This is a genomic window from Streptomyces sp. bgisy159, assembly GCF_057707805.1.
In genome coordinates, this window is record NZ_JBYIQX010000001.1 from 180660 (window position 1) to 195220 (window position 14561).

The window sequence follows — 14561 nt, forward strand, 5'->3', positions numbered from 1 at the left end:
CCCGCGGACCCCTGCCTCGGCCGCGGTGCCGGGCACCCACAAGCACCCGGCACCCTGTGGACGACCGTCAGCCGCTGAGCCGCACCGGCATGATCAGGTACTTGTAGGCCACGTCCGCCTCGGCGTCCAGGGCGGGCTTGCCGCTCAGCAGCGCCGGCTTGGTGGACGTGGTGAACGACAGCTGCGCGACCGGCGAGTCGATCGCGCTGAGACCGTCCAGCAGGAACGTCGGGTTGAAGGCGATCGAGATGTCGTCGCCCTCCAGCTGCGCGTCGACACGCTCCACAGCCTGTGCGTCGTCGCTCGAACCCGCCTCCAGGATCAGCACGCCCTGCTCGAAGCTCAGCCGCACCGGAGTGTTGCGCTCGGCCACCAGGGCCACACGCTTGACGGCCTCCACGAAGGGCGCGGTCTCGATCACGGCGACGCTGTTGAACTCGGTGGGGAAGAGCGTCCGGTACTTCGGCAGATCGCCTTCCAGCAGCCGCGTGGTGGTGCGGCGGCCCGCACCCTCGAAACCGATCAGGCCCTCGCCGGAGCCGGAGCCGGAGAGCGCCAGGGTGACGCTGTCACCGGCGCCCAGCGACTTCGCGGTGTCCAGCAGCGTCTTGGCGGGCACCAGGGCGACCGCGGAGGCTTCCGGGTTCTCCGGCTTCCACAGGAACTCGCGGACCGCGAAGCGGTAGCGGTCGGTGGAGGCGAGGGTGACGGTGTCGCCCTCGATCTCGATGCGCACACCGGTCAGCACCGGCAGGGTGTCGTCCCGGCCGGCGGCGATGGCCACCTGCTGCACCGCCGAGGAGAACACCTCGCCGGGGACGGTGCCCGTCGCGTTGGGCATCTGCGGCAGCGCCGGGTACTCCTCCACCGGCAGGGTGTGGAGGGTGAAGCGGGAGGAGCCGCAGACCACGGTCGCCCGTACACCGTCTGTGGAAATCTCCACCGGCCGGTTGGGGAGCGCGCGGGAGATGTCGGCGAGCAGGCGGCCGGAGACCAGCACCGTGCCCTCCTCCTCGACCTCCGCCTCGACGCTCACCCGCGCGGAGACCTCGTAGTCGAAGCTCGACAGGCTCAGCTGCCCGTCCTCCGCCTTCAGCAGCAGGCCGGCGAGGACCGGCGCCGGCGGACGGGCCGGGAGGCTGCGCGCCGCCCAGGCCACTGCCTCCGCGAGTACGTCGCGTTCCACCCGGATCTTCACCGTAAGCCGCCTCCTGCTGTTGCCGGCGCTTCTCGCCCTGCTTCGCTTCGTCGTCTGTCTGGGTGTCGCGGCTCCCTGTGCCGGGAAGGACACCGGGAACCAGTCTGACGCACCGCACTGACAGCTGGTGCCCCTGTGGGTCAAGTCGTGACTCGGGGCGGCCGGGCAGCTCGGAGCGAGTTGTGCACAGGACCCGCTTCAAAACGATTCCCGGGCTCTCTCTAGTCGGGAGTAGTAGTAGGGCCTGTGGATACCGTGGATAACTTCGTTTCCGCAGCTCAGAGGCGATATTTTGTCCACTGGTCCTGTGGGCGGAGGCGGTGGACAACCCGGGGCTTCTGTGGAGAACGGAAAGTTCTGCACACCCCGTGCACAGGTTGGTGCGACTTCTCCCCAGCGCCGTCCCCAGCTTTGCGCGTCTTTCCCACAGGGCCTCCGGGCAACGTGGTGTGACGCCTTTCACTCGACCCGGTCAGGGGACGCGTCGCGTTGCCGAACAGTGGACAGAGATGTGGAGAAGCCGGTGATCGCTGGGGACAAGGGGCCCTAGCCTGTGGGTGGCCGGTGGACAACTCCGCGCACAGCCTGTGGACCGGCAATTCGTCCACAGGCTGTGGATTTCTTTCGTCCACGAATCCACACCCCGCTGACCTGGCAGGACGCCGAACCGGTCGACCGACCTGTGGACACGATCTGAACAACTTCCCGGTCCCCAGCGTGTGGACGGAAGAAAGTCACCGAATCTGTGGAGAGCGGCCGTAACCCGGCAGGTAATCGAACAACCGGTGTCCGCCGGGCATCCACACCGGTCGCCCGTGCCGGTTCCGGAAGCTCCCTCACGGCGCACCGTCGTCTCACCGGACAGCGCCCTTCGGCGCCCTTCGGGCCTCTGGGAGCCCTGCTGAGCCCGTCGGCACCCCGAGGTGTCCCGAGAGCGCCCTACATGTCGGCACACGCCTCTGAGCCGCCCACGTCCTCCACCGCGCGCACGCCCTTCCCCGCGCCCATGTCCTTCACCGCGGGCACGCCCTTCCCCGCGCCCTCGCCTCGGACGCGCGAAGGCGCCCCCGGAACTCGTCCAGGGGCGCCCACAGGCTGTGGAAGGCGGCGCGGCGGCCGCAGGGTCCGCGCCTCGGTCAGCCGGCCTTGATGCGGTTGGTCAGCTCGGTCACCTGGTTGTAGATCGAGCGACGCTCGGCCATCAGATTGCGGATCTTGCGGTCGGCGTGCATCACCGTGGTGTGGTCACGGCCGCCGAAGAGGGCCCCGATCTTCGGCAGCGACAGATCCGTCAGCTCCCGGCACAGGTACATGGCGATCTGCCGAGCGGTCACCAGCGCGCGCCCGCGCGAGGTGCCGCACAGGTCCTCGACGGTCAGTCCGAAGTAGTCCGCCGTGGCGCTCATGATGGCCGTCGAGGTGATCTCGGGTGCCGAGTCCTCCCCGCCGGGGATCAGGTCCTTCAGGACGATCTCCGTCAGGCCCAGGTCCACGGGCTGCCGGTTGAGCGAGGCGAACGCCGTCACCCGGATCAGCGCGCCCTCCAGCTCACGGATGTTCCGCGAGATCCGCGAGGCGATGAACTCCAGCACCTCGGGAGGGGCGTTCAGCTGCTCCTGCACCGCCTTCTTGCGCAGGATCGCGATCCGCGTCTCCAGCTCGGGGGGCTGGACGTCGGTGATCAGACCCCACTCGAAGCGGTTGCGCAGCCGGTCCTCCAGCGTCACCAGCTGCTTCGGCGGCCGGTCGCTGCTGAGGACGATCTGCTTGTTGGCGTTGTGGAGCGTGTTGAAGGTGTGGAAGAACTCCTCCTGTGTCGACTCCTTGTCCGCCAGGAACTGGATGTCGTCGACCAGCAGGATGTCCATCTCGCGGTAGCGCTTGCGGAAGCTGTCGCCCTTGCCGTCGCGGATGGAGTTGATGAACTCGTTGGTGAACTCCTCCGAGCTCACGTACCGCACGCGCGTACCCGGGTACAGGCTCCGTGCGTAGTGCCCGATGGCGTGCAGCAGGTGGGTCTTGCCGAGCCCGGACTCGCCGTAGATGAACAGCGGGTTGTACGCCTTGGCGGGTGCCTCGGCGACGGCGACGGCGGCCGCGTGCGCGAAGCGGTTGGACGCGCCGATGACGAAGGTGTCGAACAGGTACTTCGGGTTCAGCCGCGCGGTCGGCTCCCCGGGACCGCCGGACGGGGCCGGCTGGCCGCCGAGCGGTCCGGAGCCGCTTCCGGTGCCGCCCGGCGAGGGCAGGGACGGTACTCCCGGGCCGCCTCGGTGCGCGGGACCGCCGCCCGCCTGCGGCTCGGGCAGCTCCCGCCGCCCGCCGTCTCGCTGCTCGTAGTCGCCGCGCTGCTGGTCATAGGCCGGCTCGTACGGCTCGTACGGCTTCTCGTACTGGTCGTACGGCTTCTCGTACGACGGACGCTCCGGTGCCTGCTGGTGGTAGTCGGGGGCCGGAGCGCCGTAGGAGTCCTGCGGCGGTGACGCGTACGGGTCGCGCTCGGGGAAGCCGAGGCGCTGCTGCTGCCATCCGTAGTCGTCCTGCTGGGCGCGCGGCCAGGCGCCCGGCTCGGGACGCTGGTACTCGCCCGGGTAGGCCGGGCGGGCGGTGGGCAGCTGGTCGCCGCGGTGCCGGCCGTAGCCGCCGTCGTACGGCGGGGTGTCGTACCCGCCGTCGTACGGGTTGGACGACGGCAGCTCGGGCTCCTCGTAGCGCGGCTGCCGCTGCGACTGGGCGGGCGGCGCGGGCGGGGGACCACCCACGGAGTCGTCGACGGTGATCGCGATGCGGATCGGGCGGCCGCACTCCCGGCTCAGCGTCTCGCTGACGATCGGGGCGAGCCGGCCCTCCAGCACGTCCTTCGCGAACTCGTTCGGCACGGCCAGCAGCGCGGTGTCCGCGACCAGGGCCAGCGGCTGGGTGCGGCGCAGCCAGTGCTCGTCCTTCGCCTCGACACCCTGGCCACGGCCCTCACCGAGGAGCTGCTCCAGAACACGTGGCCACACTGCGGCAAGATCGGCAGGTACGTCGGCCACAGAGCACGCTCTCTCACGGGGTCACACGATCGTGTGATCGTGAGACGGATCGGGATGTAAATCGGGTGGGTGGGGGACAAGGGAACGAATCGGAGTCCAGCCACGGTAGTCAGCGCGACCGGTACGGTTCAAGTTGTTGTCCCCAGGCTGTGGACAGTGTCCCCCGCAGGCCGTCGGTTTGACCGGATGGCGTAGCCCCGCGTACCGTAACCAGGTCGAGTTGTCGATGGCTGCTGCCGCCTGCCTCCGATGGGCACAGATCGCTACAGGTGATCGGAAAGCGGTGCACTCGGGCGTGACGCGAGCTACTCGTGGGCGCACGGTGACAGCCAGGACGGCACCCCGCCACCACCGATTTCTTTCTGGAGCCCCCGAGTGAGCAAGCGCACCTTCCAGCCGAACAACCGTCGTCGCGCGAAGACCCACGGCTTCCGGCTGCGTATGCGCACCCGTGCCGGCCGCGCGATCCTCGCGTCCCGCCGTAGCAAGGGTCGCGCCCGCCTGTCCGCCTGATCCCGGTCAGGTCATGCCGTCGTGCTGCCCACCGAGAACCGGCTGAGGCGGCGCGAGGACTTCGCGACCGCGGTACGACGAGGGCGCCGGGCCGGACGCCCGACGCTCGTCGTCCACCTTCGAAGCGGTGCCACGGACCCGCACGCGCCTGGGGAGAGCGCTCCCCCGACGCGTGCGGGTTTCGTCGTGAGCAAGGCAGTGGGCGGCGCGGTCGTACGCAATACGGTGAAGCGTCGACTGCGCCATCTCATGCGGGACAGAGTCGCCCTCCTTCCCCCCGGTAGCCTGGTAGTCGTACGAGCGCTGCCCGGAGCGGGTGACGCCGGCCACGCACAGCTGGCCCAAGACCTTGATGCCGCCCTTCAACGGCTGCTGGGAGGGGGCGCGCGATGAAGTATCCGCTGCTGGCTCTGATCAAGCTGTACCAGTGGACGATCAGTCCGCTTCTCGGGCCGGTCTGCAAGTACTACCCGTCGTGCTCCCACTACGGGTACACCGCCATCGACCGGCACGGCGCGATCAAGGGAACGGCACTCACCGCCTGGCGCATCCTGCGGTGCAATCCGTGGTCGCTGGGCGGTGTGGACCATGTGCCGCCGCGTAAGCGTCCGCGGTGGCACGAGATGGTGCGCGAAGCCTGGCGCACACGCAGGGGCGGGCCCTCCGCCGCCGAAACGGCCACCGAGGACAATGTGTCCTCGAGCCCGGCCGCAGAGACACCGTCCCATGCCCAAGGAGCATGATTAGTGGACACGATTGCCAGCCTCTTCAGTTTCATCACCTGGCCCGTTTCCTGGGTCATCGTCCAGTTCCACAGGGTGTACGGCGCGATCTTCGGCCCTGACACCGGGTGGGCCTGGGGCCTGTCCATCGTGTCCCTGGTGATCGTGATCCGGATCTGCCTGATCCCGCTCTTCGTGAAGCAGATCAAGGCGACGCGGGCCATGCAGACGCTCCAGCCCGAGATGAAGAAGATCCAGGAGCGCTACAAGAACGACCGGCAGCGCCAGTCCGAGGAAATGATGAAGCTGTACAAGGAGACGGGTACCAACCCGCTCTCCTCGTGCCTTCCGATCCTCTTGCAGTCGCCGTTCTTCTTCGCCCTGTACCACGTGCTCAACGGCATCGCCAAGGGCGACACCATCGGGTACATCAACCAGGCCCAGCTGGAGAGCGCCAAGCACGCGCACATCTTCGGCGCCCCGCTCGCGGCGAAGTTCACCGACGGCGCGTCGACGATCGAAGCGCTCGGTGCCACCCTCACCGACGTCCGGGTCGTCACCGCCATCATGATCGTCCTGATGTCGGCGTCCCAGTTCTTCACCCAGCGCCAGCTGATGACGAAGAACGTCGACACCACGGTGAAGACGCCGTTCATGCAGCAGCAGAAGATGCTGATGTACATCTTCCCGGTCATGTTCGCCGTCTTCGGCATCAACTTCCCGGTCGGTGTCCTCGTCTACTGGCTGACCACCAACGTGTGGACCATGGGCCAGCAGATGTACGTCATCCACAACAACCCGACCCCGGGTTCCAAGGCCCAGGCCGCCTACCTGGAGCGCCTCCAGAAGCGCGTCACGGAGCACGGCAAGATCCGCCGCCGCAGCGAGAAGGTCATCGTCAAGGCGATCGTCGCCAAGGGCCGGGACCGCAACGAGCACGAGCGGAAGTTCATCAACGGTCTGAACAAGGCGGGCCTCGCGGCACAGGCCGACGGCACCGTCGTCAAGGGCGAGACGCAGTCCGCCCAGATCGAAGACGGCGGCACCACGACCACCACCACCGCCACCGCCCGGCGTCAGCAGCCCAAGCGGCAGAGCAAGGCCCAGCGCCAGACCGGGGGCCCCAAGGCGGCCGGCGAGACCACGTCGCTGAGCAAGGGCGACGAGCCGCAGGACGCCAAGCCCGCCGACGCTGCGAAGAAGGCCCCCTCCAAGCCCGGCTCCGGTGGCCGCAGCAAGGCCCAGTCCGGGCAGCGCAAGGGTGGCCCGCAGCGCCCCAAGTCCCCGTCCAAGAAGTAAGAAGGAGCCCATCCCGTGACGGAAGGCACCACCTCCTCCGCCGAGGGTGCAGACACCCTGACCCGCCTGGAGCAGGAGGGCGAGATCGCGGCGGACTACCTCGAGGGTCTGCTGGACATCGCCGATCTCGACGGCGACATCGACATGGACGTCGAGGCCGACCGTGCCGCTGTGTCGATCATCAGCGACAGCGGCAGCCGCGACCTGCAGAAGCTGGTCGGCCGGGACGGCGAGGTGCTGGAGGCGCTGCAGGAACTGACGCGCCTGGCGGTGCACCGGGAGACCGGAGACCGCAGTCGGCTGATGCTGGACATCGCGGGCTACCGGGCCAAGAAGCGCACCGAGCTCTCCGAGCTGGGCGCCAAGGCCGCCGCCGACGCGAAGAACAGCGGCGAGCCGGTCAAGCTCAAGCCGATGACGCCGTTCGAGCGCAAGGTCGTGCACGACGCGGTCAAGGCAGCCGGCCTGCGCAGTGAGTCCGAGGGCGAGGAGCCGCAGCGCTTCGTCGTCGTCCTCCCCGACTGATTCGGTCCTACGTCATCCCGGCCCCGTCTGTTGCGCAGGCGGGGCCGGTCTTTGTCAGCCTGATAGTTCTGGTGGTCGGCGCGCGAGGCGCTGATGCGGTACGGAAGGACGGTCCCCGTGACGGAGGCAGCGGAGCTCCCCCCTGCGCCCGAGCAGGCTCGCGCGGTATTCGGTGATCGCTTCGCGGATGCGGTCCGGTACGCCGAGCTGCTGGCCGAGGCCGGTGTGCAGCGGGGGCTCATCGGCCCCCGCGAGGTGCCCCGCCTCTGGGAGCGGCACCTGCTGAACTGCGCGGTGCTCTCGGAGGTCGTGCCCGAAGGCGTCACCGTGTGCGATGTCGGCTCCGGCGCCGGCCTGCCCGGAATCCCCCTGGCTCTCGTCAGGGACGATCTCAAGATCACTCTGCTGGAGCCGCTGCTGCGGCGGACGAACTTCCTCACGGAGGTCGTCGAGCTGCTCGGCCTGGACCACGTGACCGTGGTGCGTGGCCGTGCCGAGGAGGTCATGGGCAAGCTCCCGCCCGTGCACGTGGTGACGGCGCGGGCTGTGGCTCCGCTGGACCGCCTGGCCACCTGGGGCATCCCCCTGCTGCGCCCGTACGGTGAGATGCTCGCGCTCAAGGGCGACACCGCCGAGGAGGAGCTGAAGAGCGCGGCGACCGCGCTGAGCAAACTCGGTGCGGTGCAGACGTCCATCCTTCACGTCGGGGACGGCGTGGTCGACCCACTGTCCACGGTCGTGCGTGTGGAGGTCGGGGAAAGCCCCGGCGGTGTGCGATTCGCGGCCAAGCGGGCGAAGGCGGCCCGCACGGGACGGACACGCCGACGTCGTTGAGCGGTACTCCACACAAGCTGCCCCGCCCCGCATGACGGAGTGTCGCGCCGGTTCCGCCGACAGCGCTGTGCATCGTGTTTCACGTGAAACGTCGCTCACTGCTGCACGGCATCATCAGCCGGGGCCGGGCCGCGGCCGAACCCCGCGACCGTAAGCCTCTCGGTTCACTCGATGAGGGATCGGAGTTGTCCACAGAGGTGGATTTCTCCACAGAACGCCCGGCCTCACTGGTTCACGACCCCGGAGGCATGGGAGGCTCTGTTCATTGCGAGCCTGAAGTCGAGGAGAGTGAATCCTTGCGGTCCGACGCCAACATCGCGGGACCGATGACCGATCCGGTCCCCGGTCCCCGTACCGAGTCGTTCGGGGAGGATGTTTCACGTGAAACACCGCCTCCGATGGACGACACTCCGATCGGTCGTGCTGCCCAACTGGCGGTAGAGGCTCTGGGCCGCGCCGGTGAGGGCCTCCCGCGGCCCGAGCAGACGCGTGTCATCGTGGTCGCCAACCAGAAGGGCGGAGTGGGCAAGACGACGACGACCGTCAATCTCGCCGCCTCTCTGGCCCTGCACGGTGGCCGTGTCCTGGTGGTCGACCTCGACCCGCAGGGCAACGCGTCCACGGCGCTGGGGATCGACCATCATGCCGAGGTTCCCTCGATCTATGACGTGCTGGTCGACAGCAGGCCGCTCTCCGAGGTCGTGCAGCCGGTCCCCGATGTGGAGGGCCTGTTCTGCGCTCCCGCCACGATCGATCTCGCGGGTGCGGAGATCGAGCTGGTGTCCCTGGTGGCGCGGGAGAGCCGGCTGCAGCGGGCCATCCAGGCCTACGAGCAACCGCTGGACTACATCCTCATCGACTGCCCGCCCTCACTCGGCCTGCTGACGGTCAACGCGCTGGTGGCCGGTCAGGAGGTCCTGATCCCGATCCAGTGCGAGTACTACGCGCTGGAGGGGCTGGGGCAGCTGTTGCGCAACGTCGACCTGGTGCGGGGGCACCTCAACCCCGCCCTGCACGTGTCGACCATCCTGCTCACCATGTACGACGGCCGGACCCGACTCGCGTCCCAGGTCGCGGAAGAGGTGCGCACCCACTTCGGCGACGAGGTGCTGCGGACGAGCATTCCCCGCTCGGTCCGTATCTCCGAGGCGCCGAGCTACGGACAGACCGTGCTGACCTACGATCCCGGATCGAGCGGTGCGCTGTCCTATCTTGAGGCGGCCCGAGAGATCGCTCTGAGGGGAGTCAGCGTCAGTTATGACGCCTCACACGCCCATACCGGCGCGCAGAGCAACCCGAACATGGTGGAGGGGATCCAGTGAGTGAGCGACGGAGGGGGCTGGGTCGTGGTCTCAACGCACTGATCCCCAACGCCTCCACGGAGAAGTTGCCGGCGTCCGCGGCGGTGGGAAACGGCGGCAGCGCCTCCCCCGGCGGGATGCCGGTGCTGACGACCGATCGTGGGGTGGCCGCGGCGAAGGTGGCCATGCTGGCGTCTGTTTCACGTGAAACAGAGGAGCCGGCCCTCAACAGCGGTCCGGAGCAGCCGTCGGCCCCCGTGGGCGCCTACTTCGCGGAGATCCCGCTCGACGACATCACGCCGAACCCGCGTCAGCCGCGTGAGCACTTCGACGAGGACGCCCTGCAGGAGCTCATCACCTCCATCCAGGAGGTCGGGCTGCTTCAGCCGGTCGTCGTCCGGCAGCTGGAGGCCGGGCGTTTCGAGCTCATCATGGGCGAGCGCCGTTGGCGGGCCTGCCGTGAAGCCGGGCTCGATGCCATCCCGGCGATCGTGCGGGCCACGGAGGACGACAAGCTTCTCCTGGACGCCCTGCTGGAGAACCTGCACCGGTCCCAGCTGAACCCGATCGAGGAAGCGGCCGCCTACGATCAGCTGCTGAAGGACTTCAACTGCACACACGATCAGCTGGCCGACCGCATCGGGCGCTCCCGCCCGCAGGTCTCCAACACGCTGCGTCTGCTGAAGCTCTCTCCGGCTGTGCAGCGTCGGGTGGCGGCGGGAGTCCTGTCCGCAGGGCATGCCCGGGCCCTGCTCTCCGTGGAGGACTCTGAGGAGCAGGACCGGCTCGCCCACCGGATCGTGGCCGAGGGGCTCTCGGTGCGTTCCGTCGAGGAGATCGTGAACCTGATGGGTTCTCGCCCTCAGTCGGCGCCCCGTGCCAAGAAGCCCCGTGCAGGCGCCCGCGTCTCCCCGGCGTTGTCCGACCTCGCCACTCGGCTCTCGGACCGCTTCGAGACCCGGGTGAAGGTGGACCTGGGGCAGAAGAAGGGCAAGATCACTGTGGAGTTCGCCTCCATGGAGGACTTGGAACGGATCCTCGACACGCTTGCCCCCGGGGAGGCCCCCGCCCTGCAGAAGGGGCTTACCGAGGGCGGCAGCGAAGAAGCCGATTCCTGAGCCACAGCTGCCGTCGGTTCGGGCCATTGGCCCTGTCGACCACTGAGCGGGTCGTGTCCGGTGTGTGCCGGAACACGACCCGCTCTTTGCTTTTTGTCGGTGTCGAGAGAATCGCATCGTGGATACGATGCGTGAAGGTATGGCGCGATCACCGGTCGGAGCGCTCTGCCGGCGCTCGCGGTGGTGCGGGTGAAGGAAGTGAGGAACAGCCTTCATGGGGCGTCGGCTTGTACCGCTCACGCTGGACAACCTTCAGGACCTTCCGCAGCGGTGCCGTTCATGCGTCTTCTGGGAGTTGGACCCCGTCAGCGGCGAGGCCGCGGTGAGGGCAGGAACGGCCGCGCTGGAGAAAGAGTCATGGATCTCCGCCGTACTGCTCGACTGGGGATCCTGCGGCCGCGTGGTCTACGTCGATGATGTCGCGGTCGGCTTCGTGCTTTACGCGCCGCCCGCCTACGTGCCGCGCTCCATGGCGTTTCCCACCAGCCCGGTGTCGCCCGACGCGGTCCAGTTGATGACCGCGTTCATCCTGCCCCGGTACCAGGGGCAGGGACTGGGCCGGGTCATGGTGCAGACGGTCGCCAAGGATCTGCTGCGTCGAGGCTTCAAGGCGATCGAGGCGTTCGGCGATGCCCGCTGGAAGGATCCGGCCTGTCTGCTGCCGGCTGACCATCTCACCGCGGTGGGCTTCAAGACGGTGCGTTCTCATCCCCGATATCCGCGGCTGCGGCTGGAGCTGCGCTCCACGATCTCCTGGAAGGAAGATGTGGAGATGGCGCTGGACCGGCTGCTGGGGGCGGTTCAGAAGGAGCCCGCGCTGCGACCGCTGTGAAGCTGTCGGCAATGAAGAAGCGGGGCCGACCCCCTCAGGGTCGACCCCGCTCATGTTTCACGTGAAACATCGGCAGCCGGAGCCACAGCTCGGCGTGTCACTCGGCGATGAAGTCCTCAAGATCGCGCAGGATCGCGGCCTTCGGCTTGGCGCCGACGATCGTCTTGGCGACCTCGCCGCCCTGGTAGACGTTCAGGGTCGGAATGGACATGACGCCGTACTTCGCGGCCGTACCCGGGTTCTCGTCGATGTTCAGCTTGACGATCTCGATCTTGTCGCCGTGCTCGGCGGCGATCGCCTCAAGGGACGGAGCGATCTGGCGGCACGGGCCGCACCAAGCGGCCCAGAAGTCCACCAGGACCGGCTTGTCGCTCTTGAGTACGTCCTGCTCGAAGGAGTCGTCGGTCACGTTCTTCAGGTTGGCCACGGGGGGCTCCTCGGTGGTCGTTGCGTGTGGAGGGGGGAGGAAGGAGGTCAGACGGAGGTCTTCTCGGGCTCGGCCTGCTGCTCGGTGTCCGCGAGGGCGGCGAGGAAGCGCTCGGCGTCCAGGGCGGCGGAGCAGCCGGTGCCGGCCGCGGTGATGGCCTGGCGGTAGGTGTGGTCCACCACGTCGCCGGCGGCGAAGACACCGGTGGCGTTCGTCCGCGTGGACGGGGCGGCCACCTTCAGGTAGCCCTCCTCGTCCAGGTCGAGCTGGCCCTTGAAGAGTTCGGTGCGCGGGTCGTGGCCGATCGCGATGAACAGGCCGGTGACCGGAAGGTCGGACAGCTCGCCCGTCTTCACGTTCCGCAGCTTCAGCCCGGCGAGCTTCTGCTCGCCCTGGACCTCGGCGACCTCGCTGTCCCAGACGAACTTGATCTTCGGGTCGGCGAAGGCACGCTCCTGCATGGCCTTGGAGGCGCGCAGGGTGTCCCGGCGGTGGACGACGGTGACCGACTTGGCGAAGCGCGAGAGGAAGGTCGCCTCCTCCATCGCGGTGTCCCCGCCGCCGATGACGGCGATGTCCTGGTCCTTGAAGAAGAAGCCGTCGCAGGTGGCGCACCAGGAGACGCCGCGGCCGGAGAGCGCGTCCTCGTTCGGCAGACCGAGCTTGCGGTGCTGGGAGCCGGTCGCCACGATGACGGCCTTGGCCTGGTGCACGGTGCCCGAGGTGTCCGTGACGGTCTTGATCTCACCGGTCAGATCGACGGAGACGATGTCATCGGGGACCAGCTCGGCGCCGAAACGCTCGGCCTGGGCGCGCATGTTGTCCATGAGCTCGGGGCCCATGATGCCGTCCTGGAAGCCGGGGAAGTTCTCGACCTCGGTGGTGTTCATCAGGGCACCGCCCGCGGTGACAGCCCCCTCGAACACGAGCGGCTTCAGCGACGCGCGCGCGGTGTAGAGCGCTGCGGTGTAGCCGGCAGGCCCGGAGCCGATGATGATCACGTTACGGACGTCGCTCACGGCTGAATTCCTCGTCTCTGGTCTGCTTCGTTCGACCGGTGGGAGCCTCTCTGAACTCTCACCCCACCCAACGGATCCTAAGGGGCGCGCATTCCCGGTGTGGCCGGGCACACGGAGGGTCACGGACGGAGAGCGGGCATCGGAATTCCGTCGGCGTGTCAGGGTCGTACGTAGGTGTCCTTCAAGAGGACTTCGGCCCGGACGGACGGGTGCTGCAGGCATGCCGTGTCCACGAGGTAGGCCGTGACGCGGGTGCTGTCCGAGGCGTCGGGAAGGACCACCAGAAGGACGGTCCGGCCTTGGTAGACGCCCGGCTCGGTGGCCAGGGCCGTGTCCTGCTTGCCGATGGCCTTCTCGACACAGGCGGGAACGGTCGGCTGGGTCAGGACCCGGGGCGACTGGGTGTCGGCCCCGCCCTCCATGCCCAGGCCGTAGGGAGTCCGGGAGCCTGTGTCCTGCGCGAGCAGCGTGGACACGTGCTGTCGCAGCGTGGTCGCGGCGAAGGTGTCCGCGGCGGTGGAGCGCCGGTGAGCCGTGGGGTCGTCGCTCGTGTCGCCGTTCAGGAGCGACGACACCAGAACGGAGCCGAGGCTGAGAGCGACCGCGCCGAAGACCGCGCCGAGTACGGCGATCTTGCGGCGTCCACGGCGGGGACGCTCCTTGCGGCCCGGCCCGGTTCCGGCAGCGCGGGCGTGTCCCGCCGGGCGGTCGGGAGCTGATGTTTCACGTGAAACGCGGAACGCGGCGCCCTCGGTGGCGGACGTCCTCTCCTCGGCGAGCGCGTCCTCGATGCGTTGGGCGACCTCGTCCGGCATGGGCTCCGGCTCCGGCAGGGAGCCGAGCAGGTCCTGGACCTCCTCCAGTGAGGCCTGGACGTCGGCGCAGAGGGCACACCCGTCCAGGTGCCGACGCAGATCCGTGGCCTGGGTGGGACTGAGTAGACCTTCGACGAGGTCGGAGATCTCCGTGACGTCCGGGTGCCCGGTCATGTCCGTCGTCGATGTCACGCTCGCCCACCTCCGCCCTTCACAGCAGCTGAGTCGCCTGTCCCGGCACCACCCGGACCCTCGGGGGGAGGACCCGCTGCGGGTGGGACGGATGTCCCCTGCGCCCGGTTCCGCCCCGTCCTCGCTTCTTCCTCGTCGTCGGCTCTTTCCGGCCGGAGATGGGTGAGCAGGGGGAGGAGTCTGGCCCTGCCCCGGGCACAGCGGCTCTTGACCGTGCCGACCGGCACGTCGAGGACCTGAGCGGCCTCGGCCACGGGATAGCCCTGCATGTCGACCAGGACCAGGGCGGCCCGCTGGTCCGGCGGAAGCGTGCCGAGAGCTTCGAGGAGCTGGCGGTGGACGTCATTGCGCTCGGCCGGGACGGAAGCCGACTCGTGCGGCTCCAGCAGCTGCTCAAGGCGCTCGGGGTCATCGACCGGCGCGGTCTTGCGGGAGGCGGCCTTGCGGGCACGGTCGAGGCAGGCATTGACCGTGATGCGGTGGAGCCAGGTCGTGACGGCCGACCGGCCCCGGAAGGTGTGCGCGGCCCGGTAGGCGGACACCAGAGCGTCCTGGACGGCGTCGGCGGCCTCCTCGCGGTCCCCCAGCGTCCGCAGAGCCACCGCCCACAGCCGGTCGCGATGACGGCGTACGAGCTCACCGAAGGCGTCGGGGTCGCCGTCCACATGGTGGTCGAGCAGGGCTTGGTCACTCACCCCGTCGAACCGGACGCCACCGTCCGCCATCGGCCC

The 14561-nt window shown here is 68.7% G+C and carries 15 protein-coding genes; 9 read left to right on the top strand and 6 right to left on the bottom strand.

Annotated features, from left to right (window positions below):
• Positions 1 to 67: 67 nt before the first annotated feature.
• A complete protein-coding gene (gene dnaN / locus AC3ET3_RS00865) occupies positions 68 to 1198 on the bottom strand; it encodes a DNA polymerase III subunit beta (RefSeq protein WP_432136543.1) in 1131 nt (376 codons plus the stop codon).
• 1136 nt (positions 1199 to 2334) lie between these two features.
• Positions 2335 to 4233 (bottom strand): chromosomal replication initiator protein DnaA, encoded by a 1899-nt coding sequence (gene dnaA / locus AC3ET3_RS00870; protein ID WP_432136544.1) that lies wholly within the window; start codon positions 4231 to 4233, stop codon positions 2335 to 2337.
• A gap of 375 nt (positions 4234 to 4608) precedes the next feature.
• Here dnaA and rpmH point away from each other — a divergent pair, with 375 nt between their 5' ends.
• The 9 genes from rpmH (at position 4609) to AC3ET3_RS00915 (ending at position 11377) form a co-directional block, all read left to right on the top strand.
• Positions 4609 to 4746 carry a 50S ribosomal protein L34 gene (rpmH, locus tag AC3ET3_RS00875; protein WP_003956500.1) on the top strand — a complete coding sequence of 46 codons (138 nt, stop codon included), beginning with the start codon at positions 4609 to 4611 and terminating at the stop codon, positions 4744 to 4746.
• A gap of 21 nt (positions 4747 to 4767) precedes the next feature.
• Entirely contained in the window at positions 4768 to 5139 is a 372-nt protein-coding gene (gene rnpA, locus AC3ET3_RS00880; protein ID WP_432136545.1) for a ribonuclease P protein component, read from the top strand.
• Positions 5136 to 5489 (top strand): membrane protein insertion efficiency factor YidD, encoded by a 354-nt coding sequence (gene yidD / locus AC3ET3_RS00885; protein WP_432136546.1) that lies wholly within the window; start codon positions 5136 to 5138, stop codon positions 5487 to 5489. Before rnpA ends, yidD begins: the two co-directional genes overlap by 4 nt.
• Positions 5490 to 5492: 3 nt before the next feature.
• Entirely contained in the window at positions 5493 to 6767 is a 1275-nt protein-coding gene (gene yidC, locus AC3ET3_RS00890) for a membrane protein insertase YidC (RefSeq protein WP_435611446.1), read from the top strand.
• Positions 6768 to 6782: 15 nt separating this feature from the next.
• Positions 6783 to 7292 carry a Jag family protein gene (locus AC3ET3_RS00895; protein ID WP_432136548.1) on the top strand — a complete coding sequence of 170 codons (510 nt, stop codon included), beginning with the start codon at positions 6783 to 6785 and terminating at the stop codon, positions 7290 to 7292.
• Between the two features lie 117 nt (positions 7293 to 7409).
• Positions 7410 to 8126 (top strand): 16S rRNA (guanine(527)-N(7))-methyltransferase RsmG, encoded by a 717-nt coding sequence (rsmG, locus tag AC3ET3_RS00900; RefSeq protein ID WP_432136549.1) that lies wholly within the window; start codon positions 7410 to 7412, stop codon positions 8124 to 8126.
• Positions 8127 to 8374: 248 nt separating this feature from the next.
• The gene (locus AC3ET3_RS00905; RefSeq protein WP_432136668.1) at positions 8375 to 9448 is read left to right on the top strand and encodes a ParA family protein; all 1074 of its coding nucleotides are present in this window, start codon (positions 8375 to 8377) and stop codon (positions 9446 to 9448) included.
• A complete protein-coding gene (locus tag AC3ET3_RS00910; RefSeq protein WP_432136550.1) occupies positions 9445 to 10545 on the top strand; it encodes a ParB/RepB/Spo0J family partition protein in 1101 nt (366 codons plus the stop codon). Before AC3ET3_RS00905 ends, AC3ET3_RS00910 begins: the two co-directional genes overlap by 4 nt.
• 214 nt (positions 10546 to 10759) lie before the next feature.
• On the top strand, positions 10760 to 11377 hold the full coding sequence (locus tag AC3ET3_RS00915; RefSeq protein ID WP_432136551.1) for a GNAT family N-acetyltransferase: 618 nt from the start codon (positions 10760 to 10762) through the stop codon (positions 11375 to 11377).
• 97 nt (positions 11378 to 11474) lie between these two features.
• Here the strand turns inward: AC3ET3_RS00915 and trxA are convergent, their stop codons facing one another.
• The 4 genes from trxA to sigM form a co-directional block, all read right to left on the bottom strand.
• Positions 11475 to 11804: a thioredoxin gene (trxA, locus tag AC3ET3_RS00920; protein ID WP_432136552.1), complete on the bottom strand. Its 330-nt coding sequence runs from the start codon at positions 11802 to 11804 to the stop codon at positions 11475 to 11477.
• A 47-nt stretch (positions 11805 to 11851) separates the two neighbouring features.
• A complete protein-coding gene (gene trxB, locus AC3ET3_RS00925) occupies positions 11852 to 12823 on the bottom strand; it encodes a thioredoxin-disulfide reductase (protein ID WP_432136553.1) in 972 nt (323 codons plus the stop codon).
• Between the two features lie 158 nt (positions 12824 to 12981).
• The gene (locus AC3ET3_RS00930) at positions 12982 to 13830 is read right to left on the bottom strand and encodes an anti-sigma factor family protein (RefSeq protein ID WP_435611447.1); all 849 of its coding nucleotides are present in this window, start codon (positions 13828 to 13830) and stop codon (positions 12982 to 12984) included.
• Positions 13827 to 14555: an RNA polymerase sigma factor SigM gene (gene sigM / locus AC3ET3_RS00935; protein ID WP_432136555.1), complete on the bottom strand. Its 729-nt coding sequence runs from the start codon at positions 14553 to 14555 to the stop codon at positions 13827 to 13829. Before sigM ends, AC3ET3_RS00930 begins: the two co-directional genes overlap by 4 nt.
• Positions 14556 to 14561: the final 6 nt, after the last annotated feature.